Here is a 21,723-nt window from a genome sequence, read left to right on the forward strand (position 1 = left end):
ATCATGCTTCGACAAGGCTCAGCACATGAGTTCAGCATGACAAGATTCTAGTATCTGTAATACTCCGGCTTGTAGGGCCCTTCAACCTTTACACCAATGTACTCAGCTTGCTCGTCACGAAGTTCGGTAAGCTCAACACCAATTTTCTCGAGGTGTAGCTTAGCCACTTTTTCGTCCAGGTGCTTCGGAAGCATATATACTTTGTTTTCGTATTTATCGCTGTTGTTCCAAAGCTCGAGCTGAGCAAGAGTTTGGTTGGTGAAAGAGTTACTCATTACAAAACTCGGGTGACCTGTGGCGCATCCAAGATTTACCAGTCGTCCTTCAGCAAGAAGAATGATGTCCTTACCATTTACATCGTACTTGTCCACCTGAGGTTTGATCTCCACTTTTGGGTGGTTATTGTTCAACCATGCCACGTCGATCTCGTTGTCGAAGTGCCCGATATTACATACTATAGCTTTGTCCTTCATCGCCTCGAAATGACGACCCTGGATAATGTCCTTATTTCCTGTGGTAGTAATGAAGATGTCGGCTTTTTCAACAACCGATTCCAGTCGCTTCACCTCAAATCCGTCCATGGCTGCCTGAAGCGCACAGATCGGATCGATCTCCGTAACAGTTACAATAGAACCTGCTCCACGGAAAGAGGCAGCTGTTCCTTTTCCAACATCACCGTAACCACACACAACCACTCGTTTACCGGCGAGCATTACGTCTGTAGCGCGACGAATAGCATCTACGGCACTTTCTTTACATCCGTATTTGTTGTCGAATTTCGACTTGGTCACACTGTCGTTAACATTGATAGCAGGCATAACCAGTGTACCATTCTTCATTCTGTCGTACAGTCTGTGTACCCCGGTTGTGGTTTCTTCTGAAAGTCCTTTAATACCTGAAGCAAGTTCAGGGTATTTGTCGAAAACCATATTGGTTAGATCACCACCATCGTCCAGGATCATGTTCAGTGGTTCACGCTCTTCACCAAAGAAAAGTGTTTGCTCGATACACCAGTCGAATTCCTCTTCTGTCATCCCTTTCCAGGCATACACAGGAATACCGGCAGCGGCGATAGCAGCAGCGGCGTGGTCCTGGGTTGAGAAGATATTACAGGAACTCCAGGTAACATCGGCACCGAGTTCAATAAGGGTTTCGATAAGAACCGCGGTCTGGATGGTCATGTGCAGGCATCCGGCGATTCGCGCTCCTTTCAATGGTTTTTGATCCTTGTATTCTTCACGTAGCGACATGAGGCCGGGCATTTCAGCTTCGGCCAATTCGATCTCTTTACGTCCCCAGTCGGCCAGGGAAATATCTTTTACTTTGTAGGCTACGTAAGGCACAGTATTCGTTGACATATTACTATCTTTGATTTATCAATTTTACTTCCGAAATATTTCGGTCTGCAAAAATACGTAATATCCCTTACATATTAATGCCGCTTTACAAAACTATAACAGTGAACGAAGGGACTAAGGTCCTCATTTGGAAGATAGAAGAATCCTTTGAAGCCCTTTCAGAAGGAATTGTTTTAACTGAAAACTGTCGGCAACGGGTTGATGGGATGAAAAGTGACCTGCACCGAAGGGGTTTTATGAGTATTCGTCATTTATTAGCTGCTGAAGGCTATACGGACCATGACCTCTACTACGATGAGAATGGTAAACCTCACCTAACCGATAATAAATTCATTTCCATTACCCATTCATTTATCTTTTCAGCAATAATCATCGGATCCGAGGAAGTAGGTATCGATATTGAAAAGCAACGTCCGAAGATCTTAAGAATAGCCCATAAATTCACACCTATCGAAGAATACCGCCATCTCGAAAATGATGAGCTGATCATGCGTAAACTCACCATGGTATGGGGCGCTAAAGAAAGCCTGTATAAAAGTTTTGCAGCTCCTGGTCTGAGTTTTTTGCAACATATCTACGTAGAGGAATTCGATATGGAAGACCTGTTTACCTCGGCCTTTGTGTCGTTTAATGGAAAAGAACAGGCGTATGATGTAAATATGCTCGAATTCGAAGGATTCACCTGCGCCTACGCCTTACTTTCTGAAGCTAGCTAATGAAGATTCAAAAAACCTACAAAGCCATATTGGATGCCTCTGAGAAAAACCAGAAGTTACTGGCAGTATTGCTGGATCCTGAGAAGTTCGACCTGGAAAAAACTGCAGAATTCTTAAGAAGATTGCCTTCAGAAACCACCCACATCTTCGTTGGAGGAAGCACGGTGCCGGAAGGGCAGACACAGGAACTGGTGAATGCAATTAAACTGCATACATCCCGTCCTGTGGTGCTGTTTCCAGGGGATGTGAGTCAGATATCAAAAAATGCAGATGCCTTGTTGTTTTTGTCACTTTTTTCGGGTGCTAATCCTGAATACCTGGTACATCAGCAAATTAAAGCGGTTCCTTTGCTTCGTTCCATCGACCTTGAAGTGATTCCTACGGGCTATATCCTTGTGGATGGTGGAAATGATTCGGCTGTTTCGGTAGTGACGAAAACCCATCCGATTTCACAAAGTGAACCGGGACGTATTGTAGATACCGCTGTGGCGGCAGAACTTACGGGCAAGAAACTCATCTATCTCGAAGCAGGAAGTGGTGCCTTAACTCCTGTACGGGCAGAGATCATTTCAGCAGTAAAAAAAGAATTGCAAATCCCTTTAATCGTTGGTGGGGGAATCCGGACCAAAGAGCAATTGAAAGCCGCTTATGAAGCAGGAGCCGATATGGTTGTAATGGGAACAGCGTTTGAAACAAATTAATTTATTAATCGATGAAGATATCTGTTGAACTTACCCTTTCACCCTTGCAGGACGACTTCGAACCTGCGATCATTAACTTTATTAAAGCAATGCGATCGAGCGGTTTTAGAGTGCTGGAGAATCCGTTGAGCACCCAGGTATATGGAGACTACGACGAACTTATGGGGTTTCTAACTTCGGAAATGAAAACAGCTTTGAACGCCATCGACAATGGGCTTATCCACATGAAAATCGTTAAAACAGATCGAAGCGATTATGAACCACATTTTTGAGTTTTTCCTTGAACCCTATTACCAGCGTGAGAGCTACTTAATTGTGCTGGAAGCCATTGCGTTTGTTTTTGGTATTGCCAGTGTGGTGTATGCCAAAAGACGAAACATCCAGGTATACCCAACCGGGTTGATCGCTACCACAATTACCGTATACCTGTTTCTGCATGACGAACTCATGGGGGATATGATGATGAATTTTTACTATTCTGTCATGAGTATCTATGGCTGGTGGAATTGGGCGAGAAAGAAAGACGGAAAACTCGTGGTGCCCGTCTCCCGAACCAATCTGAGGGAAAAAATCATTGGTTTTGGACTCTTTTTACTTACTATGGCGGTGACCTACGGGGTGTATACAGCCTACGGAACCGAGATCGGGCCCGGTAATTATATCGACATCTTCACTTCCGGAGTGTTTTTTACCGCCATGTGGTATATGGCGAATAAGAAACTGGAAAACTGGACGCTTTGGATATTCGCAGATATAATTACCGTGCCTTTATATGCATACCGTGGATGGGGAATGTTGTCCCTACAATACCTTATTTTTACAGTCCTGGCTATCCAGGGATATTTAGCATGGAAGAAACACTTAGACAAGCACCCGCAAACTGCCTGAAAATAGTTTTTTTCGGTCCGGAATCTACTGGAAAGACTACCCTGGCAACTGAACTGGCGAGGTATTTCAATACCGAATGGGTCCCTGAGTTTATGCGTGACTACCTTCAGGAAAAGTGGGATGAAAAAGGGGAGAAAATAGGCTGGGAAGATCTCATACCTATCGCCCGGGGCCAGATAGCTTCAGAAAATAACAAAGCTCAAAAAGCGAATAAAGTACTCTTCTGCGATACCGATCTCAGGGAACTACAGGTGTACTCAGAATATTACAATAACGGTAAGTGCCCTTCCGAAATAAGAAAGGCGGTTGAAGCCAATCATTACGACTTGTATTTTCTTACCTTCGTGGATACACCTTGGGTGGCGGACGACTTACGCGATAATCCTGAAGACCGATTGGGCATATTTCGTAATTTTGAGAACGAATTGAAATCGAAAGGACTTCCTTATCACTTACTGCGGGGAAGCAAAGAAGAGCGCATAAAAAGCGCTATTGAATTAACTGAAAAATTAGTAGGGAGATAATGTTAACTGAAAAAGATCTGCAACAATTAAAGGATCACGGAATATCACTTCAAACCATCTATAGACAATTAGAAACCTTCTCCCTGGGTATCCCTCCTGCTGATATTGTGACCGCCGCCTCCGTAGGCAATGGAATTGAGGTTATTCCTGAAGACAAACATCAAAAACTCATTGACCTTTACGAGGAAAGTAGAAACACGCTGGATATCGTAAAATTTGTCCCTGCCTCAGGTGCAGCTACCAGAATGTTCCAGTTCCTTCATAATTTCCTGGAGGAATACGATCCTGCAACTGAAACTCTTAAAGAGTATTTAAATCGTTGTCCTTCTTCAGCGCTGGAAAAATTCATAAAGCACTCGAAAGAATTCGCCTTTATAAACGAAGTGCGAAAAATGATTCGTAAAAACTATCCGGAATACAAGAAGAACAGTAAAGGACAGCGAATGTATTGGTTCGTGAAGATGATGCTCGAGCCCGAGGGTTTGAACTTTTCCAATATGCCTAAGGGTCTTATTCCGTTTCACAAGTATTCGAAATATTATACCACAGCTTTCGAGGAACAATTGTTTGAAGCAGCCCATTATGCATCAGTACATGACGATGCTTATTTGCATTTCACGTTTTCAGAAAAACATGTGCCCTATTTCAAGCAGGCTTTTGAAACGATTCGCAAGCGTGTTGGTAAGAAAACGAAAACCGATTTCCATATTTCTTATTCCTTTCAGAAAAAAGAAACGGATACCCTGGCTGTAACTGAGGACAATATGCCTTTTCGCGATTCGGAAGGGAAATTGGTGTTACGACCCTCAGGTCATGGTGCACTACTGGAAAACCTGAACGATGTTGATACCGACATCATCTTCGTCAAGAATATAGACAATGTCGTAGCTGAAGATTATTTAGAAGACACCATTTATTACAAAAAACTACTGGCTGGTAAGCTGATCTGGATTCAGAAAAAAGTATTTGCTTATCTCAACATCCTGGAGCAGGATGAAGTTGAACATGAAGTTGTAAAGGAGATTCGGTCCTTCCTTTGGAATGAATTGAGCATTAAAGACATTCCTGAAGACCAGGATCGCCTTATGGGTATACTCAATAGACCTATTCGAATCTGCGGCGTTGTGAAAAATACCGGTGCACCCGGCGGAGGACCATTCTGGGTGAAGAGCGAAGATGGAAGGGTGAGCCTTCAAATCGTGGAAAAGTCTCAAATAAATATGGACGATCCCCATATGGAAGCCACAGTGAACGATGCCACACATTTCAACCCGGTAGATATTGTTTGTGGAGTCCGGGACTATAAAGGCGTGAAATTCGATCTTAAATTATTTAGCGACCCCCGAAGCGGTATTATTTCCATGAAATCTGATGGAGGTACACCGGTGAAGGCGCTCGAACTTCCCGGCTTGTGGAATGGTGGAATGGCTAACTGGAATACAGCTTTCGTGGAAGTTCCACTCGAGACCTTCAATCCTGTTAAGACAGTTAACGACCTGCTCCACAGGGAACATCGTCCTAACGCCTGATGAATCGTGAACAACTTCTGAAAGAACTTTCGTTTTCGGCGGCGCGTAGCAGTGGGCCCGGAGGGCAACATGTCAATAAAACATCGAGCAAAATTACCGTTCAGTTTCACGTGGATAATTCCCTCGCCCTTTCAGAAGTAGAGAAAACGCGTATCAATGAACGACTTGCAAATAGAATAAACACCGAAGGAAACCTGGTTTTGCACTGTGGAGAAACCCGCAGCCAGCATCGAAATAAAGCGCTTGTAATACAACGACTCATAAATCTCATCGTTGAAAACCTTCGGGTTCGTAAACCTAGAAAACGATCTAAACCCAGCAGACGCGCAATAGAAAAACGACTGGATAGTAAAAAACGACATGCGCTCAAAAAATCGCGTCGCAAACCTCCCAACATCGATTAATTATTTACCTTTGCGTCACATCTCTAAGGGGTGCTTTTCCAAGTGTTAAGTGAAAAGTGTTAAGTGTTAAATAGGATTGATTAATTTAAAACTTAGAACTTAAAATTTAATACTGGCTTTGGCTGAGATCATACCCGTTGAACCTGAGCAGGTAATGCTGTTTAGGGAACGAACCGAAATGGTTCATCAATGCAACCCCTATTGGACATCGTGCTTCGATAGGTTTTTTTATTTCTGAAATTAACACTGAATAAAAACCCCTTTTATTCGTATAAATATTATTACGAATGAAACTGTTATCATTTTTCTCATTGTTTCTAGCCGGGACCTGCTTACTTTTTGCCCAGGAAACTCCGAAGGATACAACCGAAGTTGAAAACCTGGATGCTGTACTTATCCAGGCCATCCGTGTAAAAGAGGATGCGCCCATAACACATTCGAACGTGGATAAAGAAGAAATCCAGAAACGCAACCTGGGCCAGGATATTCCTATTCTTCTTAACTATCTACCCTCGGTTGTCACTGCCAGTGATGCCGGAGCGGGAGTGGGGTACACTTACATCCGTGTAAGAGGAAGCGATGCATCCCGTGTAAACGTAACCCTCAACGGAATTCCTTTCAACGATGCGGAAAGCCAGGGGACCTTCTGGGTAAATCTTCCGGATTTTGCATCCTCGGTTCAAAGTCTACAGCTCCAAAGGGGAGTAGGTACATCCACTAATGGATCAGGAGCTTTCGGAGCAAGTTTAAATATTCTAACCGATGCTATTTCTGAAGAAGCATTCGCCGAACTGGCTAATTCTGTTGGGTCTTTCAATACCCGGAAACACACACTGCGGTTCAGTACGGGAATACTTAACGATCACTTTGAAGTTTCAGGACGTTTGTCCAACATAGCTTCCGATGGGTACATAGACCGTGCTTCTTCCGATCTGAAGTCGTATTTTCTCCAGGCCGCGTATCGCGATTCCAATACCCAGTTGAAACTCCTTGCGTTCGGCGGAAGGGAAGAGACCTACCAGGCGTATTTCGGGATCGATGCAGAAACCCTGGAAAATGACAGGACCTTTAATCCCGCAGGGTTGTATACCGATGAGAATGGGAATATTCAATTTTACGACAATGAAGTAGATAATTACGCCCAGGATCACTATCAACTGATCTGGAACCAGCGATATAATAACCGCTGGAGTTCTAATGTTTCCCTAAACTATACCTACGGAAGAGGTTACTTTGAGCAATTCAAAGAAGACGGTGATCTGGAATTCCATGGCATCGGCCCAATCGAGATAGGAGGAGAAACCATTACCAATGCCGATCTTATTCGAAGAAGGTGGCTTGATAACGATTTTTATGCCATCAATGCGGATGTGCAGTATAAGGAACAAGGGTTTGATATTACAAGTGGTGCTTTCTACAGCTACTACGATGGGGATCACTTCGGAGAGGTGATCTGGTCACAATTTGCAGGAAATACAAGAATTCGCGACAGGTACTATTTTGGAGTGGGTGAAAAAAGCGAGTTCACCATCTTTTCAAAGGCGAATATAGAAATCGATGATCAGTGGTCGGTGTTCGCAGACTTGCAAGGGAGATTCATCAACTACGATACCTCGGGGAATACAGCGGACCTGATAGATCTGAATTTTTCTGAGAACTACAATTTCTTTAACCCCAAAGGAGGGATCTCTTTTGAATTGAATCAGGCCAATCAATTCTATGCTTCCTACGGAAGAGCCAACCGGGAACCACGCCGTAGCGATTTTGAACAGGGGATTTTTACGCCGGAAAGTCTGAACGATTATGAATTGGGTTGGAGGTATAATTCGGAAAAGGTACAGGTGAATACCAATGCCTATTTCATGGATTACAGGGATCAACTCGTGCTAACCGGGGAGATAGACGATGTTGGAGCTGCATTAAGAGCTACGAGCGGAAAGAGTTACCGACTAGGCCTGGAGGTGGATGCTACTGTAACTCTTTCAGAAAAATTCACACTACGGCCAAACATTGCATTGAGCTCGAATAAGAATGTTGATTTTGTAACGTCAAGGGATGGCCAGTTCGTAAACCTGGGGAATACCAATATTTCATTCTCACCTGAGATCGTGGGAGGAAGTAGTATTGAATACCGTCCTCTGAAAAACCTGCAAATTGCCTGGCTCTCTAAATATGTGGGCGAGCAATATATGGGTAATATAGATAGTGATGTTTCAAAGCTTGATGCCTATTTTATCAACGATCTTAACGTAGTGTATGAGTTGGAGAATGTACGGGTGGCCAAGTCGGTAGTGCTTACGGCTCTGGTAAACAACATTTTCAATGTGGAATATGTAGCAAATGGCTACTTCTTTACTTTTGATGATGATTTCAGCAATCCGGGAACAGTAACCACGGTTGAAGGAGCGGGATTTTATCCACAGGCGACGATTAATTTCCTGTTGGGAGCTTCGATATTGTTCTAGTTTGTAACCCGAATTACATCACCTGTTCGAACAACTCGGTATTGTTGTATGGGATAGACGTTGTTCTTGGTCCTGTGTTGGCCGGTAACAACATCATACTCATTATCGTCACTCTCACAAGGGCAACTTAGTATGATACCGTTTATCTCCATTCTTGAGCAACTATTAGGGATGTGGTTGGGGTCACTCAATTCCGAAGCGGTGTACAGATCATTGTTGACATTATGAATCAAGATACCTTTTATTCCCTGTTGGCTTATAACAATGTTATTGCCGGGAAATTTCAAGGGATCGTATTGTGGAAGGTTTAGATTTAGGGTTAAATTAACGATCGGGTTGGTTAAATATGGGTTGTTATCCTGAACGCCACCATCGTCACTTTTACAGGAAGCCAGTAAAACAAGGCTAACAAGAGTTAATATCTTCAATTTCATAGTTGCAAATTTTGAGAGCGGAAAAGTACGAAAAATCGCAAAAAAGTATTTTTTCGTATCTTTGACGAACAAAATCCCGTCACGTATGGGATTTTTTGTGTTTTAGTTAAAACGATGAAGTTATGAGTAAAGTATCTTATTATACTGCAGAAGGACTAAAAAAATTAAGAGACGAATTAAATCAGCTCAAAGACATAGAACGTCCCAAGGCTTCCCAGGCTATTGCTGAAGCAAGAGACAAAGGTGATTTGAGTGAAAATGCCGAATACGACGCTGCGAAAGAAGCGCAGGGTCTTCTTGAAATGCGAATTTCCAAAATGGAGGAAGTGCTTGCAAATGCACGCCTCATTGATGAATCGGCACTGGATACATCCAAAGTATTAGTGCATTCAACAGTGAAGATCAAGAACCAAAGTAACGGCATGGAGATGAGTTACAAACTCGTGGCCCAGAGTGAAGCCGATCTGAAATCCGGGAAGATTTCCGTAGATTCACCTATCGGTAAGGGATTACTGGGGAAAAAAGTAGGTGATTTTGCCGAAATCCAGGTTCCCAACGGAACGATGAAGTTTGAAATTCTTGAAATAAGCAGAGACTAATGGCAACGATATTCACAAAAATAGTCAATGGAGAAATTCCATGCTACAAAGTGGCAGAGGACGATAATTTCCTGGCTTTTCTGGATATCAGCCCCAATACCAAAGGACATACTTTATGCATTCCTAAGGTTGAGGTGAACAAACTTTTCGATCTGGACGAATCTACCTATGAGGGCCTGATGGGCTTTTGCAGAAAAGTAGCTAAAGCACTCGAAAAAACTGTACCCTGCGATAGGGTAGGGATGGCCGTGATCGGACTCGAAGTTCCACATGTTCATGTACATCTCATCCCAATAAATACAATGAAGGACATGACCTTTCAGCACAAAACTTCTCTCTCGGCAGAAGAAATGAGTGAATTAGCGGAGCAAATTCAGCAGAATCTTTAGTAAGCCTTTGACTTAAAAGAGTTACCTCACGATCCGAAGAAGGATCTCCATGGTAGTTCCTTCACCAATAGAACTTTTCATTACACGAATCTTACCCTTGTGGTATTCCTCGATAATTCTTCGTACCAGTGATAATCCCAGCCCCCAACCCCTGGTTTTGGTTGTGAATCCGGGTGTGAATACTTTTTTAAAGTTTCTCTTCTGAATACCACGCCCCGTGTCACTTATCAGGAAGCGCGCATTCTTTGAAGTAGCCTCGATACTAATAGTAATCTTTCCTTTTCCTTTCATGGCGTCGATAGCATTTTTTACTAGGTTTTCCACGGTCCAGCTGTAAAGTTGAGAGTTAAGATCCACATACACCGGGTGAACAGGCAAATGCAGTTCGAATTCGATGAGCTTGGAAGTCCTGCTCTTAAGATAATCGAAAGTTTTTCGAGTTTCGGCCACGATATCTGACTTCGAAAGCGTAGGCACCGATCCTATTTTGGAAAACCGTTCAGTGATGGTCTTCAGGCGGTCTACGTCCTTCTCAATCTCTTCTATATAGCTCGGATTCACATGTTCCTGTTTCAGGATCTCCGTCCAGCCAACCAATGAAGAAAGTGGAGTGCCGATCTGGTGTGCTGTTTCTTTGGCCATTCCGGCCCACAGTTTATTTTGTTCCGAAGATTTCGAAGTCTGAAAGAAAAAATACAAGGCCGTAAAGAATAGAAAAATGATCAGAATTAGCGCAATTGGGTAGTACTTCAGTTTATTGATGATGGGGGAATTACCGTAGTAGATAGTTTGAAGTAATTCGTCGTTGTAGCGAATAGGGATCGGCTTGTATTCTGTGCTGAATTGCTCTGCCAGCTGCTTTCTGCTCTCCCTGAGTTTTACCGAATCAATTTCCTTCTCCTCGATATTACGCACATCATAACTGTCTTCCTTGTGACTGTAAACTACCATAGGTGTAGATACATTGCTCTGAAGTACTTGCAAAACAATGTTGCTGATATCCTCATCGGATTCCAGGTCGGTTTGAGAGAATTCGTTCTGAGCTGCCGCCCAAACTTGCATTTTGCTACGCTCGTTATCCTTCAACTGGTTGAAGAACGCATAAGTGTTCCACAAGATCAGTGAGATGATAAAGATGGATAAGAAAACGAAGAACCAACGAAGGAGCGCCTTTTTATTCTGCATACATATTCATTTCTTCCCAACCCTCGGTACGGGCTTGAAGTTGGATAAATATAAAGCAAATATGTTAATATTATTCCCACTCCAAATTTTTAGAAGCCTTTGGGTTTGGGTACCTTTGTGGGCGATGATAACGATAGACCCGAAAGAAATACCTACCCCAAAATTGCACGGGTACCTGTTAGGCTCGGTTTCACCCAGACCGATATGCTTTGCCAGTACGGTAGATAAAGACGGAAACGTAAACCTTTCGCCCTATAGTTTTTTCAATGTGTTCAGTGCCAATCCACCGGTAATGATCTTCTCTCCGGCGAGGAGAGTTCGTGACAATACCACTAAACACACGCTGGAAAACGTATTGGAAACCAAAGAGGTAGTTATCAACATCGTTAGCTACGAAATGGTACAACAGATGTCATTGTCTTCCACCGAATATCCAAAAGGTGTGAACGAATTTGTGAAGGCAGGTTTTACCGAAATTCCTTCGGAAGTGGTAAAACCACCTCGAGTGAAAGAAGCACCGGTACAGTTCGAGTGTAAGGTAAACGACGTTATTTCGCTAGGAGAGCACGGTGGAGCCGGTAACCTGGTGATCTGTGAAGTGGTGAAACTGCACCTGGATGAAACTATCCTTGATGAAAATGGTAGAGTTGATCCATTAAAAATTGACACCGTAGCCCGTATGGGTGGAAACTGGTACAGCAGGGCAAAGGCGGGTTTGTTCGAGGTTGAAAAACCATTACGTACCCTAGGTGTAGGTGTAGATGCTTTACCAGAAGCCATACGTTTCAGTAAAGTGCTCACCGGAAACGATCTTGGAATGTTGGCAAACGTGGAAGAATTACCGGAAGGGATCGGACCTGATGTAAACCCTTCAGAAGAAAAACAAAAAAATGCACAACAACTGCTGCTGCAAGGTGATGTAGAGGGTGCATGGAATATATTAACACAATAACTACTTAAACTACAATGGAAGTACAGGGAAAAATCAAATTGATAGATGAAACCAAGACCTATGGGAGCAACGGTTTCAGAAAAAGAGAAATGGTGGTCACTACTGAAGAGCAGTACCCACAACATATCATGATCGAGTTCGTACAGGACAAAACGGAATTGCTTAACAATTTCCAGGTTGGACAAGATGTGAAAGTAAGTATTAACCTTAGAGGGCGCGAATGGGTGAACCCTCAGGGAGAAACAAAATATTTCAATTCGATACAGGGCTGGAGAATCGAGAACATAGACCAGGCTGTTTCTGGGGATATGCCACCATTACCGCCGGAAGATGCTTTTGAGCCGGCAAACGACCTTAACGAGGAAGATCACGACGATCTGCCTTTTTAAGTTTATAATTCGCGATAGGAATCCCACTATTTGCCTTTACAAAAGTTGAGTAGTGGGATTCTTTATATTTTAGCCCTATGAACATCACACGGACGATCGAGACTATCTTCAAAAGGTTTCTGCCTTCTCCTTTTGCCATCGCCGTTATTCTTTCTGTTCTAACAATTATTCTGGCTCTTTTATTTACTGAGGCACCCGAAGAGGAAAACCATTTCCTGGCAATCCTTTCCTGGTGGGAGAACGGAATATGGAACAATGCCCTACTGGTTTTCGCCTACCAAATGATGCTGATCCTTGTTTTGGGTCATATCCTTGTCCTGAGTAAACCGGTGAACTGGCTTATCAAACAACTTACCAACCTCGTGAGTTCCACACAGAGTGCTGTACTTCTGGTTAGTAGTACAACCATGCTGGTCTCATTTTTCAACTGGGGACTCGGACTCATATTCGGAGCGATCATGGCACGAAAGGTAGCCGAAGCAGCCCAGTCTCGCGGTTTCGGTATCAATTATCCCTTGGTTGGCGCTTCCGGTTATGTGGGTTTGATGATCTGGCACGGTGGAATGAGTGGTTCTGCCCCATTAAAAGTGGCGGAAAGCGGTCACCTGGCAAGCCTGATGACAGGAATTGGAGATGCGAGCCTAGTGAGTCAGTTGCCTGATGTTGTATCTTACAGCGAAACCATTTTTAGCGGTTTTAATCTTACACTCTTCGGAATATTGCTCGTGGCGGTACCATTATTCCTTTATATTCTTGGGAAAAAAGCCACCATTACAACTACCAACCTGCCTATTTACACCGGGATTGCTTCTGATGATTCCGACGGTAAAGGAGCCGAGCGCATAGACCGCTCACCAATTTTCGGAATTGCCTTTGGTATCATAATATTAGTGGCATTCTTCTACCAGTATTTCGATGCCCTGACACAGAATATCATTACCCCGAATATGCTCAACTTTTTCATGTTCGGACTGGCGTTGCTGCTTCACGGTAGTTTCAGAAGTTTTTTAAGTGCATTGGAAGAGGCCATCAGGGGAGCAGCCGGAATATTGATTCAGTTTCCGCTTTACTTCGGGATCATGGGAATAATGCGCGATAGCGGGATGATAGTGCAGATATCCGACTTCTTCGTTTCCATAGCCAATGAAACCACCCTGCCTTTGTATACCTTCTTCAGTGCAGGCCTGGTGAACATTTTTGTTCCAAGTGGTGGCGGACAATGGGCTGTTCAGGGTCCGGTGGTGATCGAATCGGCGCTTAAATTGGGTATCCCCTTACCAAAAGCCATTATGGCCTTAGCGTACGGAGACCAGGTGACCAATATGCTTCAACCTTTCTGGGCGCTACCATTATTGGGCATTACGAAATTGAAAGCCAAGGAGATATTGCCTTATACTCTATTGGTAATGATACTTGGTAGTGCTGTATTCCTGGCGGGATTGCTGATAATTTAATATGTATTTCCTAACGCAAGAAATATGGTTCCCGGATGTTTCCGAAGCCTCTGATGAAGGACTTCTCGCAGTGGGAGGTGATCTTTCTCCCGAGCGATTGCAACTTGCCTATAGATCCGGGATATTTCCATGGTACAGTGACGGACAACCTCTACTCTGGTGGAGCCCGGATCCACGAATGGTATTGTTTCCGGATAAGTTATACGTTTCTAAATCCCTTCGGAGGACCATTAAAAAAGGTGAGTTCAACGTTACATTTAACACCTATTTTGAGGATGTCATCCGGCACTGTGCGGCAGTAAAGCGAGAAGATCAGGCCGGCACATGGATCACGAATGAAATGATCGACTCCTATTTAAAGCTCCATGAACGAGGCTGGGCGAAATCGGTTGAGGTATGGAAAGATGAGCAGCTTGTTGGCGGTTTATACGGGATTGATTTGGAGGATCAGGCAATTTTCTGTGGGGAAAGCATGTTTAGCCTGGAGAGCGATGCGTCAAAGGTGGCGCTATACCACCTTGTTGAATATCTTAAGGCCAATAAATACAAACTAATTGATTGCCAGATGTATACGGAACATCTTGCCCGTATGGGTGCTGAAGAAATATCCAGGAAAAAATTTCTTTCCTATCTGCGTGGGACCCCTCCCCATTAACATAAATGTCTCAAAATAGCCGTATATTCGTGAACCAAAATAAAATTGTTGAAATGAAGCGTTATTACCCCCTCTTTTTACTTTCAGTCCTCTTTGGATTGTTTTCTTCACTTTCCTTTGCTCAGGAAACAAACGTGTTACCTGCGAATCTCACAGAAGGTGAGCGTTCCATAATTTCAGAATATAATTTTACTGGGAATAGATTTACACCCCCTCCAACGGGACCTGTGAGGGCAGCTGCTGAATGGGAAGAAGTTGAGTACTTACTCATTACCTGGCAGCCGAATTTTCCGAACATCCTTCGACAAATAGTCGAGGCTGCCATCGAGGAATGTAAAGTGATCATCACTACAGAGGATGAGACTTCAGTAGCCAATTACCTCCAGTCCAACGGGGTTGATCTTACCAATGTGATCTTTATGGATGAACCCTTCAACAGTATCTGGATTCGCGATTATGCCGGGAATACCATCTATTCGGATGATGTGGGTGAACGAGCGTTGACAGACTGGATCTATAACCGACCTCGGCCTTTGGACAATATAATGCCTTCTGCTCATGCGGCCTTGGTAGGAATGCCTATCTATATTACAGACACGGCACCGAACGACCTTGTGAATACAGGTGGTAATTATATGTCGGATGGGCACGGGAATGCATTTGCTTCAGAATTGGTTCTAAATGAGAACGCCGCAGGTAACCCTTACGGAGTTACCGCAAAAACTGAAGCGCAGATAGACGGCATCATGCAACAGTACATGGGTATCGACACCTATATCAAGATGACTCCACTGCCTTTCGATGTTATCAACCATATCGATATGCACATGAAGCTTCTCGATGAAGAAACACTATTAGTGAGTAAGTACCCCGAAGGTGTGGCTGACGGACCACAGATCGAACAGAACATTGATTATGTACTTGCTAATTTTCAATCGGCTTTCGGAACACCTTTTCGTGTGAAGCGAATCGATGCACCACCGAGTTCGGGAGGAGCCTATCCTGATACGGGAGGATACTACCGAAATTATACTAACGCAATATTTATTAATAAAACCATCTTGATCCCGTTGTACCGACCGGAAGTTGACGGTCCGGCTTTGGCTCAGTGGCAGGAAATGATGCCTGGATACAATATTGTTGGGATCGATGTAGATAATCCTGGTGAAAACCTTATCGCTCTTGTGGGTGCCATCCACTGTATTACTCATACCATTGGTGTGGCAGATCCGCTTTGGATAGTGCATCAACCGGTATACCAGGCAAACATCAATACCAATGTAACCCTGGATGCCACGGTGAAGCATATTTCCGGAGTGAGTGATGTGGATGTATTCTGGCGCGAGGTGGGCAGTGCCAACTGGATTGAAACAGCCATGACCAATGTTTCAGGCGACAACTGGACCACAGATTTGTCAATTGGAAACGATGATGTTGAATATTATATCGAGGCAGAGGCAAATTCCGGTAAAGTGCTTGCACGTCCAATTGTTGCTCCCGATGGTTACTGGACGATCAATACTGAGATCCTGGCCACCACTGATCTCGCTGCTAACAATATTTCAGCACCGTTTCCTAATCCAACCGACGGTTCAGTTTCTTTCACTTTGAATAATTTAACAGGACTTATCAATGTCACGGTTCACAATATCATGGGTCAGGAATTGATGCGTGAAGAACTTCAGAATGGCAACGGAACCTTTACCTTAGGTCTTAATCCTCAATGGAAGGGAACGCTATTTGTAACTTTTGAAGGGGACTTTGGTCGAGCTACGAAAAAAGTGATAAAAATATAAGCAGGTGTCATTCTGAATTTAATTCAGAATCTGAATCAAGTTCAGATTGACAAAAAGATGCTTTAGAAACCACATTCTGCATCATCTGAGGATTAGAAAAGGCCCTTAGTCGAAAATATTTGGTTTTTAAGCAGATTATCAGCATCTTAGCTAGCGAATTTTCTTACGCCCCGCAAATGAACCAAATTTTCATCTGTACTTTCATCTTCCTTCTTGGAGCATCCCTAAATGGGTATGCCCAATCATCTACAAACGTCAACAAGGATGTAGACCGAACTGCCGTCTACGAGCAAGTGGTTAAAGAAGGGTATGGTACTCCTACTATATACAAGGAGTTGGGCAACGGGCATTATTTCGAAGGGAATTATGCTGAAGCCAAGAAGTGGTTTGAGAAGCTTTTTGAAACTGAAGGCCTGGACGATCCAATGCTGAAATTCAGGTATAAGCAAACACTTAAAGCGCTGAAACTGGACCCTGAAGGAAATATTTATCTCAACCCCACCCTAGCAGAATCCAACTAGTCTACCACTTGTAGATCAATCCAGTAACTACGAATATTCGCTTATTGTCCGCAGCATAATAATCCTCAATTCTATATTCAGCATCCAACTGTATTTTTACCTTATCCGTGAGCTGGTTCCCTAAGGCAACTGTGAATCTCTGGTCCCATTCCGGTGCCGATTCCGAAGAAAGGCTTAACAAACTTTCTGTGGAAATTACCAGGTACAATTCTCCCTTATCCAATTTGAGTCCGTTCAATGGTAGATCTCCTGAGAAGCGATATCTGGCTCGCCAAATTGTGGAGCTCGCACGAATGCGCTCATCCAATTGCAGCCTGTGAACCACTCGGACCGCGTTAAACCTCTTTCCATAACTGTATTGTTGGGATAAACGCAATTCATTCTCAATTTCGCTACTTTCAATAGTATTAAACCGATACATGACTCCACCGCTTATCTTGCCATAAAATCCAACAATTGTACCGACGTTTGTAGAAAATTGGAGATGTTTGGATTGATAATCGTATGAAGTATTGGTAAGGCCTTCGGAAATCTCATTTCGATATGCGGTGCCGAGGTTTAAGGATATCGTTTCGGATAGCTGAGCGTTGACGTCAATTTCATTTTCCCAAAGTAGTGCTGTATTATCCTGGGCTTTCAGCAATAGACAATAGAACAAAGCACAAAAAAGGAGGAGTTTAGAAAAGGACAAAGTCATAGGATCTTCTAATTACTCTGCGTTCTCCTCTGAATGTGCCTTTTGCATCATACTGCAATTCGAAATAGGATATCTTAGCGCCATTTTTGGTTGCAACAATAATCTCATACCCCGTTTGGGAATCCGGTTTCATTGCGAGGGCGTTTAGCTTGGTCTCCTCAGAATTACCTTTGGAGGTGAATTGTATTTGTGTTTTTTCAATACGCCACTTATTGTAGCGTTTATCCAGGTCATTTTGAATGCTTTCTTTTATACCTTGCTGAAGTTTTCTGAATTTCATTGTTACTTCTACGTCTTCCAACAAACCATCTTTCGAAAACTCTACGCTGTATCTTCTGTTTTCATGTTTGAATTTTACCTCAAAGCTAACATGTTCTCCATCGCGCTCTTTGTAGAACTGAAGCTTTGTCGCTTCCGAAGGAATAAGCTGAAGGATCTGTTCCGCAGCATGGGGGAAGTCAGTCCTCTTAGCACTTTTCTCATATTCATTTTTCTCCTGTGCGTATAGGCAGGAACCAACGAAAAGACAAAAAATGTAGATTGTGATTTTCATAGATAACTATTGTCCTACTTCATGATAACGAAAGCAATCAACTATGTGGTCATTCACCATACCGGTGGCCTGCATGTGGGCATAAACCACCGTGGTTCCAACAAACTTAAAACCACGTTTCTTTAGGTCCTTGCTAATGGTATCGCTAAGTAATGTATTTGCCGGAAGGTCCGTCATTTTCTCAAATGTATTAATAATGGGCTTTCCATCCACAAAATCCCAGATATACTTGCTGAAACTTCCGAATTCATTCTGAATTTTCATAAAAGCTATAGCATTGGTCACAGTTGCTTTCACCTTTAATTTATTCCGAATAATACCGGTATCCTGAAGTAAGGTGTCGATTTTCTCCTGGTCGTAGTTTGCGATTTTCCTGTAGTCGAAATTATCGAATGCTCTTCTGAAATTTTCACGCTTACGCAACACAGTGATCCAGCTAAGTCCGGCCTGGAAGGTCTCAAGTATAAGAAATTCGAACAGTGTTGCATCGTCCATTACAGGCACACCCCACTCCTTGTCGTGATAGTCGATATACAGGGGATCACTACCACACCATGCACATCGAACTTTTGTCATAACCACTGATTTTTGTCATAGGAAAGGTAGTAAGTTTTTCGAATTTTACCGACTCATTACTCATGGAAAAATTAATGGAATTAACAGATCGAAAAAAGCTAGACCTGGTTAAGGAAAAACTAGAGGAAGCTATAGATTACAACACGTATATATCAGAAGTTGCACGTTTGGCTGAAGAAGGATTGAGTACTAGTCCGGAGCAAACGGAATCCAATTCGCAATACACCAAACTGAACAACGCCAGGATGCATCGTTGGGATAAGAAACTAAATATCCCGCAAGATGTAGCGCAAAAATTCAGGAGCTATAAGGGTAAAGTTACCTGGCTCGTAATTACCGAGAGCTGGTGTGGCGATGCCGCTCATGCCTTACCGGTAATGAATAAGCTTGCTGAACTTTCAGAAGGCATTGATCTAAAGATCGTCTACAGGGATACCCACCCAGATCTAATGGATGAATTCCTTACCAATGGAGCGCGTTCTATCCCTAAATTAATTGCGCTGGATGAACAAAAAGATGAGATCATTGGGGAATGGGGATCGAGACCCACTGAAGCTACCAAGATGGTTGCCGATTACAAATCGGAACACGGTATGCTCACAGAACAGTTTAAAAAAGATCTCCAGGTTTGGTACAACAAAGACAAGGGTCAGAATATCATTAAAGATTTAACAGCACTGGTGTAATCACTGCTGTCCCGGGAAGTTATAGGTAATTGTCCCCTTTTGGTTAGACATCTTGGGGGCTGTGGTAAATCTAGCTTGCTTCGCGTAAGTTTCGGCACTTTCAATAAGGCAGCCGTTTTGCGTGGAGGAAGCTTTTTTATTGAAACCTGTCTTGGTTACTTTCCCGAGTGCGTTCACCTGAATATTGATAACAATGACCCCGCCAACATCGCAGGTATAAACGGGATTCGGAATGATCAATGAGCGCCGGTCTTCCAGTTCATAGCTGATGGTTGTGTTCCTATTCCCGGAACCGCCGGTTTGTTCAGTGGCTCTTTTCCGGCGCAGGGCTTTTTCTCGAGCCTCCTTTAATTTTTCTTTGGCTGCTTTTATCTCTTCTTTTGAAGTGAATTCAGTATCGCTTATGGCTGCATCTAATTCGGCGATCTTCTCGTCTATGGTATTTTCTGAAGCTTCCAGTTCGGAAATGAATTTTTCAGCTTCATTATACGCCCTGTTTGTTTCAATATTCAGTTCTTCTGAATTCAATTTGGCAAGTTCGTCTTCCGGAAGAGGGAATTCATCGTTGTATTCTATGTCGTATGAAGATTCGTCAACAGGAAATCCGTCGCCAAGTTTGGCTGAATACAGGATCAGGAACAGGTTTGCAAAGAGCAAACAGGTGATAATGAATGCGCGATATGAATAATCGAATTTCATGGGGCGTTACTATAACAATGATACAAAAATATTGGAAAACTACTTAGTTACCAGAAGATTATGACCTTTTTAACTCGGCAGGCCAGCTTCAAATTCCTCAAGACCCAATGCATCTTCTACCTTGAACGAGCCAATCCGGGTGCGCCTTAGGCTGGATAAGTGGCCACCGGCATTAACTGCCTTACCAAAATCGTGGGCGAGTGAACGAATATAGGTTCCTTTGCTACACACCACCCGAAAATGTACTTCCGGTGTGGCAAAATTGCTTATATCAAATTCTGTGATGTGTACCGTTCGGGTAGGGATATCAACTTCTTTCCCTTCACGAGCATAGTCGTATAGCCTCTTGCCATCCTTCTTCAAAGCTGAAAACACGGGAGGTTGTTGCTGGATTTCTCCTATAAACTTATTCCTGGCCTCTTCCAGGATATCATCGGTTACATGAGAAATGTCGAATTCCTTGTCGATCTCAGTTTCAAGGTCGAAACTGGGAGTAGTACCCCCAAGTGTTATGGTTCCGGTGTATTCCTTTTCCTGTCCTTGATATTCTTCGATCTTCTTGGTGAATCTACCCGTGCAGATGACCAGCAATCCCGTGGCAAGAGGATCCAGGGTTCCGGCATGACCTACCTTTATTTTTTTTATCCCATATCGGTGCTTCAGCAACCATCGAACTTTATTAACCACCTGGAAAGAGGTCCATTTCAGGGGTTTGTCGATAAGGATCACCTGTCCGTTTAAATAATCTTCAGCAGTCATTAATTTAGAAAACTAACAATGATGGCAGTAAGTCCAACCAGCACACAATAGATCGCAAAATAGGATAATTTGCTGTTCCGAACCAATTTGATCATCCAGGTACAGGCGATCAGGCCACAGATAAATGCAGCGATGAAGCCCACACCCAACACACCGAAGTTGGTGCTTTCTGCAGACAGCTCACCACTAAAAATGTCTTTAGCGATCTTGCCAAGGATCAGTGGCACCACCATAAGGAATGAAAACCGGGCGGCTTTGCTTTTGTCATTTCCCAGTAGCACCGAAGTTGAAATAGTAGCTCCACTACGTGAAATACCGGGAAGCATGGCGATGGCTTGTGCGATCCCGATCACAAAAGCGTTGGAATTAGTCACTTTTTTACCGGTATGTTTTGAGCGATCAGCCAGCCAGAGAAGGATGGCAGTTACGATGAGCATGGCTCCTACAAATGCGATGTTCCCTCCAAAGAAAGCCTCCAGTTCTTCTTCAAAAAAGAGTCCAACGAAGGTAGCAGGTAGCATGGAAATAATGATCTTAAGGGAGTATTTTGTTTCCTCGTTCCATTTGAATTGTAAGAGACCCGAAATGATCTCCCAAACATCTTTTCTAAACACAACCAGGGTGCTCAAAGCCGTAGCAAAATGGAGTACAACAGTAAATAGTAGACTTTCTTCGGGAATGGAGGTGTCGCCCAGGATGGCTTTACCTAACTCAAGGTGACCACTGCTGGAAACGGGTAGAAATTCAGTAAAACCCTGAACGATGCCAAGGATCACAGCATCCCAGATGTCCAT

Annotated in this window: 26 protein-coding genes; 17 read left to right on the forward strand and 9 right to left on the reverse strand. The window is 43.4% G+C overall.

From position 1 onward, the window contains the following. Positions 1-47: 47 nt before the first annotated feature. Positions 48-1,358 (reverse strand): adenosylhomocysteinase, encoded by a 1,311-nt coding sequence (ahcY, locus tag J1N09_RS01025; protein WP_265197521.1) that lies wholly within the window; start codon positions 1,356-1,358, stop codon positions 48-50. Between the two features lie 77 nt (positions 1,359-1,435). Here ahcY and J1N09_RS01030 point away from each other — a divergent pair, with 77 nt between their 5' ends. From J1N09_RS01030 to J1N09_RS01065, 8 genes are all read left to right on the forward strand, one after another. Further along, complete coding sequence (locus J1N09_RS01030) at positions 1,436-2,074, forward strand: 4'-phosphopantetheinyl transferase family protein (protein ID WP_265197522.1); 639 nt, start codon at positions 1,436-1,438, stop codon at positions 2,072-2,074. Further along, positions 2,074-2,775: a geranylgeranylglyceryl/heptaprenylglyceryl phosphate synthase gene (locus tag J1N09_RS01035; RefSeq protein WP_265197523.1), complete on the forward strand. Its 702-nt coding sequence runs from the start codon at positions 2,074-2,076 to the stop codon at positions 2,773-2,775. Before J1N09_RS01030 ends, J1N09_RS01035 begins: the two co-directional genes overlap by 1 nt. Before the next feature lie 11 nt (positions 2,776-2,786). Beyond that, positions 2,787-3,047: a hypothetical protein gene (locus J1N09_RS01040; protein WP_265197524.1), complete on the forward strand. Its 261-nt coding sequence runs from the start codon at positions 2,787-2,789 to the stop codon at positions 3,045-3,047. Continuing rightward, on the forward strand, positions 3,031-3,663 hold the full coding sequence (pnuC, locus tag J1N09_RS01045) for a nicotinamide riboside transporter PnuC (protein ID WP_265197525.1): 633 nt from the start codon (positions 3,031-3,033) through the stop codon (positions 3,661-3,663). Before J1N09_RS01040 ends, pnuC begins: the two co-directional genes overlap by 17 nt. Next, positions 3,624-4,187, forward strand: coding sequence for an ATP-binding protein (locus J1N09_RS01050; protein WP_265197526.1), 564 nt, complete (start codon positions 3,624-3,626; stop codon positions 4,185-4,187). Before pnuC ends, J1N09_RS01050 begins: the two co-directional genes overlap by 40 nt. Further along, positions 4,187-5,716 carry a DUF4301 family protein gene (locus J1N09_RS01055; RefSeq protein WP_265197527.1) on the forward strand — a complete coding sequence of 510 codons (1,530 nt, stop codon included), beginning with the start codon at positions 4,187-4,189 and terminating at the stop codon, positions 5,714-5,716. Before J1N09_RS01050 ends, J1N09_RS01055 begins: the two co-directional genes overlap by 1 nt. Continuing rightward, positions 5,716-6,120 carry an alternative ribosome rescue aminoacyl-tRNA hydrolase ArfB gene (gene arfB, locus J1N09_RS01060; protein WP_265197528.1) on the forward strand — a complete coding sequence of 135 codons (405 nt, stop codon included), beginning with the start codon at positions 5,716-5,718 and terminating at the stop codon, positions 6,118-6,120. Before J1N09_RS01055 ends, arfB begins: the two co-directional genes overlap by 1 nt. A gap of 287 nt (positions 6,121-6,407) precedes the next feature. After that, positions 6,408-8,585 carry a TonB-dependent receptor gene (locus J1N09_RS01065; protein WP_265197529.1) on the forward strand — a complete coding sequence of 726 codons (2,178 nt, stop codon included), beginning with the start codon at positions 6,408-6,410 and terminating at the stop codon, positions 8,583-8,585. Here J1N09_RS01065 and J1N09_RS01070 read toward each other — a convergent pair. After that, positions 8,582-9,019 carry a hypothetical protein gene (locus J1N09_RS01070; protein ID WP_265197530.1) on the reverse strand — a complete coding sequence of 146 codons (438 nt, stop codon included), beginning with the start codon at positions 9,017-9,019 and terminating at the stop codon, positions 8,582-8,584. The genes J1N09_RS01065 and J1N09_RS01070 overlap by 4 nt on opposite strands. 122 nt (positions 9,020-9,141) lie before the next feature. Here J1N09_RS01070 and greA point away from each other — a divergent pair, with 122 nt between their 5' ends. Both greA and J1N09_RS01080 read left to right on the forward strand, forming a co-directional pair. Further along, the gene (gene greA, locus J1N09_RS01075; protein ID WP_265197531.1) at positions 9,142-9,618 is read left to right on the forward strand and encodes a transcription elongation factor GreA; all 477 of its coding nucleotides are present in this window, start codon (positions 9,142-9,144) and stop codon (positions 9,616-9,618) included. Continuing rightward, the gene (locus J1N09_RS01080) at positions 9,618-10,007 is read left to right on the forward strand and encodes an HIT family protein (RefSeq protein WP_265197532.1); all 390 of its coding nucleotides are present in this window, start codon (positions 9,618-9,620) and stop codon (positions 10,005-10,007) included. The genes greA and J1N09_RS01080 overlap by 1 nt, the downstream gene beginning before the upstream one ends. A gap of 21 nt (positions 10,008-10,028) precedes the next feature. Here the strand turns inward: J1N09_RS01080 and J1N09_RS01085 are convergent, their stop codons facing one another. Beyond that, positions 10,029-11,192, reverse strand: a complete 1,164-nt coding sequence (locus J1N09_RS01085; RefSeq protein WP_265197533.1) for a sensor histidine kinase — start codon at positions 11,190-11,192, stop codon at positions 10,029-10,031. Between the two features lie 124 nt (positions 11,193-11,316). Here J1N09_RS01085 and J1N09_RS01090 point away from each other — a divergent pair, with 124 nt between their 5' ends. The 6 genes from J1N09_RS01090 to J1N09_RS01115 all read left to right on the forward strand — a co-directional run bounded on the left by J1N09_RS01090 (position 11,317) and on the right by J1N09_RS01115 (position 16,959). Beyond that, positions 11,317-12,144, forward strand: coding sequence for a flavin reductase family protein (locus J1N09_RS01090; RefSeq protein ID WP_265197534.1), 828 nt, complete (start codon positions 11,317-11,319; stop codon positions 12,142-12,144). 14 nt (positions 12,145-12,158) lie between these two features. Next, complete coding sequence (locus tag J1N09_RS01095; protein WP_265197535.1) at positions 12,159-12,533, forward strand: DUF3127 domain-containing protein; 375 nt, start codon at positions 12,159-12,161, stop codon at positions 12,531-12,533. Positions 12,534-12,610: 77 nt separating this feature from the next. Continuing rightward, positions 12,611-13,987, forward strand: a complete 1,377-nt coding sequence (locus tag J1N09_RS01100; protein WP_265197536.1) for a short-chain fatty acid transporter — start codon at positions 12,611-12,613, stop codon at positions 13,985-13,987. A gap of 1 nt (position 13,988) precedes the next feature. Then, positions 13,989-14,642, forward strand: a complete 654-nt coding sequence (aat, locus tag J1N09_RS01105; RefSeq protein ID WP_265197537.1) for a leucyl/phenylalanyl-tRNA--protein transferase — start codon at positions 13,989-13,991, stop codon at positions 14,640-14,642. Between the two features lie 53 nt (positions 14,643-14,695). After that, complete coding sequence (locus J1N09_RS01110) at positions 14,696-16,438, forward strand: agmatine deiminase family protein (RefSeq protein WP_265197538.1); 1,743 nt, start codon at positions 14,696-14,698, stop codon at positions 16,436-16,438. 176 nt (positions 16,439-16,614) lie between these two features. Beyond that, complete coding sequence (locus tag J1N09_RS01115; protein ID WP_265197539.1) at positions 16,615-16,959, forward strand: hypothetical protein; 345 nt, start codon at positions 16,615-16,617, stop codon at positions 16,957-16,959. Position 16,960: 1 nt separating this feature from the next. On the opposite strand, the gene J1N09_RS01120 is transcribed toward J1N09_RS01115, so the two are convergent. From J1N09_RS01120 to J1N09_RS01130, 3 genes are read right to left on the reverse strand one after another with little or no spacing between them, the layout of a single operon-like run. Then, entirely contained in the window at positions 16,961-17,656 is a 696-nt protein-coding gene (locus J1N09_RS01120; protein WP_265197540.1) for a DUF2490 domain-containing protein, read from the reverse strand. Further along, complete coding sequence (locus J1N09_RS01125; protein WP_265197541.1) at positions 17,637-18,209, reverse strand: hypothetical protein; 573 nt, start codon at positions 18,207-18,209, stop codon at positions 17,637-17,639. The genes J1N09_RS01120 and J1N09_RS01125 overlap by 20 nt, the downstream gene beginning before the upstream one ends. A 6-nt stretch (positions 18,210-18,215) precedes the next feature. Continuing rightward, positions 18,216-18,785, reverse strand: a complete 570-nt coding sequence (locus J1N09_RS01130; protein WP_265197542.1) for a DNA-3-methyladenine glycosylase I — start codon at positions 18,783-18,785, stop codon at positions 18,216-18,218. Between the two features lie 62 nt (positions 18,786-18,847). On the opposite strand from J1N09_RS01130, the gene J1N09_RS01135 reads away from it, so the two are divergent. Beyond that, positions 18,848-19,471: a thioredoxin family protein gene (locus J1N09_RS01135; RefSeq protein ID WP_265197543.1), complete on the forward strand. Its 624-nt coding sequence runs from the start codon at positions 18,848-18,850 to the stop codon at positions 19,469-19,471. On the opposite strand, the gene J1N09_RS01140 is transcribed toward J1N09_RS01135, so the two are convergent. From J1N09_RS01140 to J1N09_RS01150, 3 genes are all read right to left on the reverse strand, one after another. After that, positions 19,472-20,170 (reverse strand): hypothetical protein, encoded by a 699-nt coding sequence (locus J1N09_RS01140; protein ID WP_265197544.1) that lies wholly within the window; start codon positions 20,168-20,170, stop codon positions 19,472-19,474. It lies immediately after the preceding gene. 69 nt (positions 20,171-20,239) lie between these two features. Then, entirely contained in the window at positions 20,240-20,929 is a 690-nt protein-coding gene (truB, locus tag J1N09_RS01145) for a tRNA pseudouridine(55) synthase TruB (RefSeq protein WP_265197545.1), read from the reverse strand. Then, a complete protein-coding gene (locus J1N09_RS01150; RefSeq protein WP_265197546.1) occupies positions 20,929-21,723 on the reverse strand; it encodes an undecaprenyl-diphosphate phosphatase in 795 nt (264 codons plus the stop codon). The genes truB and J1N09_RS01150 overlap by 1 nt, the downstream gene beginning before the upstream one ends.

Origin of the sequence: Aureitalea sp. L0-47 (assembly GCF_026126405.1) — a bacterium.
Lineage (GTDB): Bacteria > Bacteroidota > Bacteroidia > Flavobacteriales > Flavobacteriaceae > Pukyongia.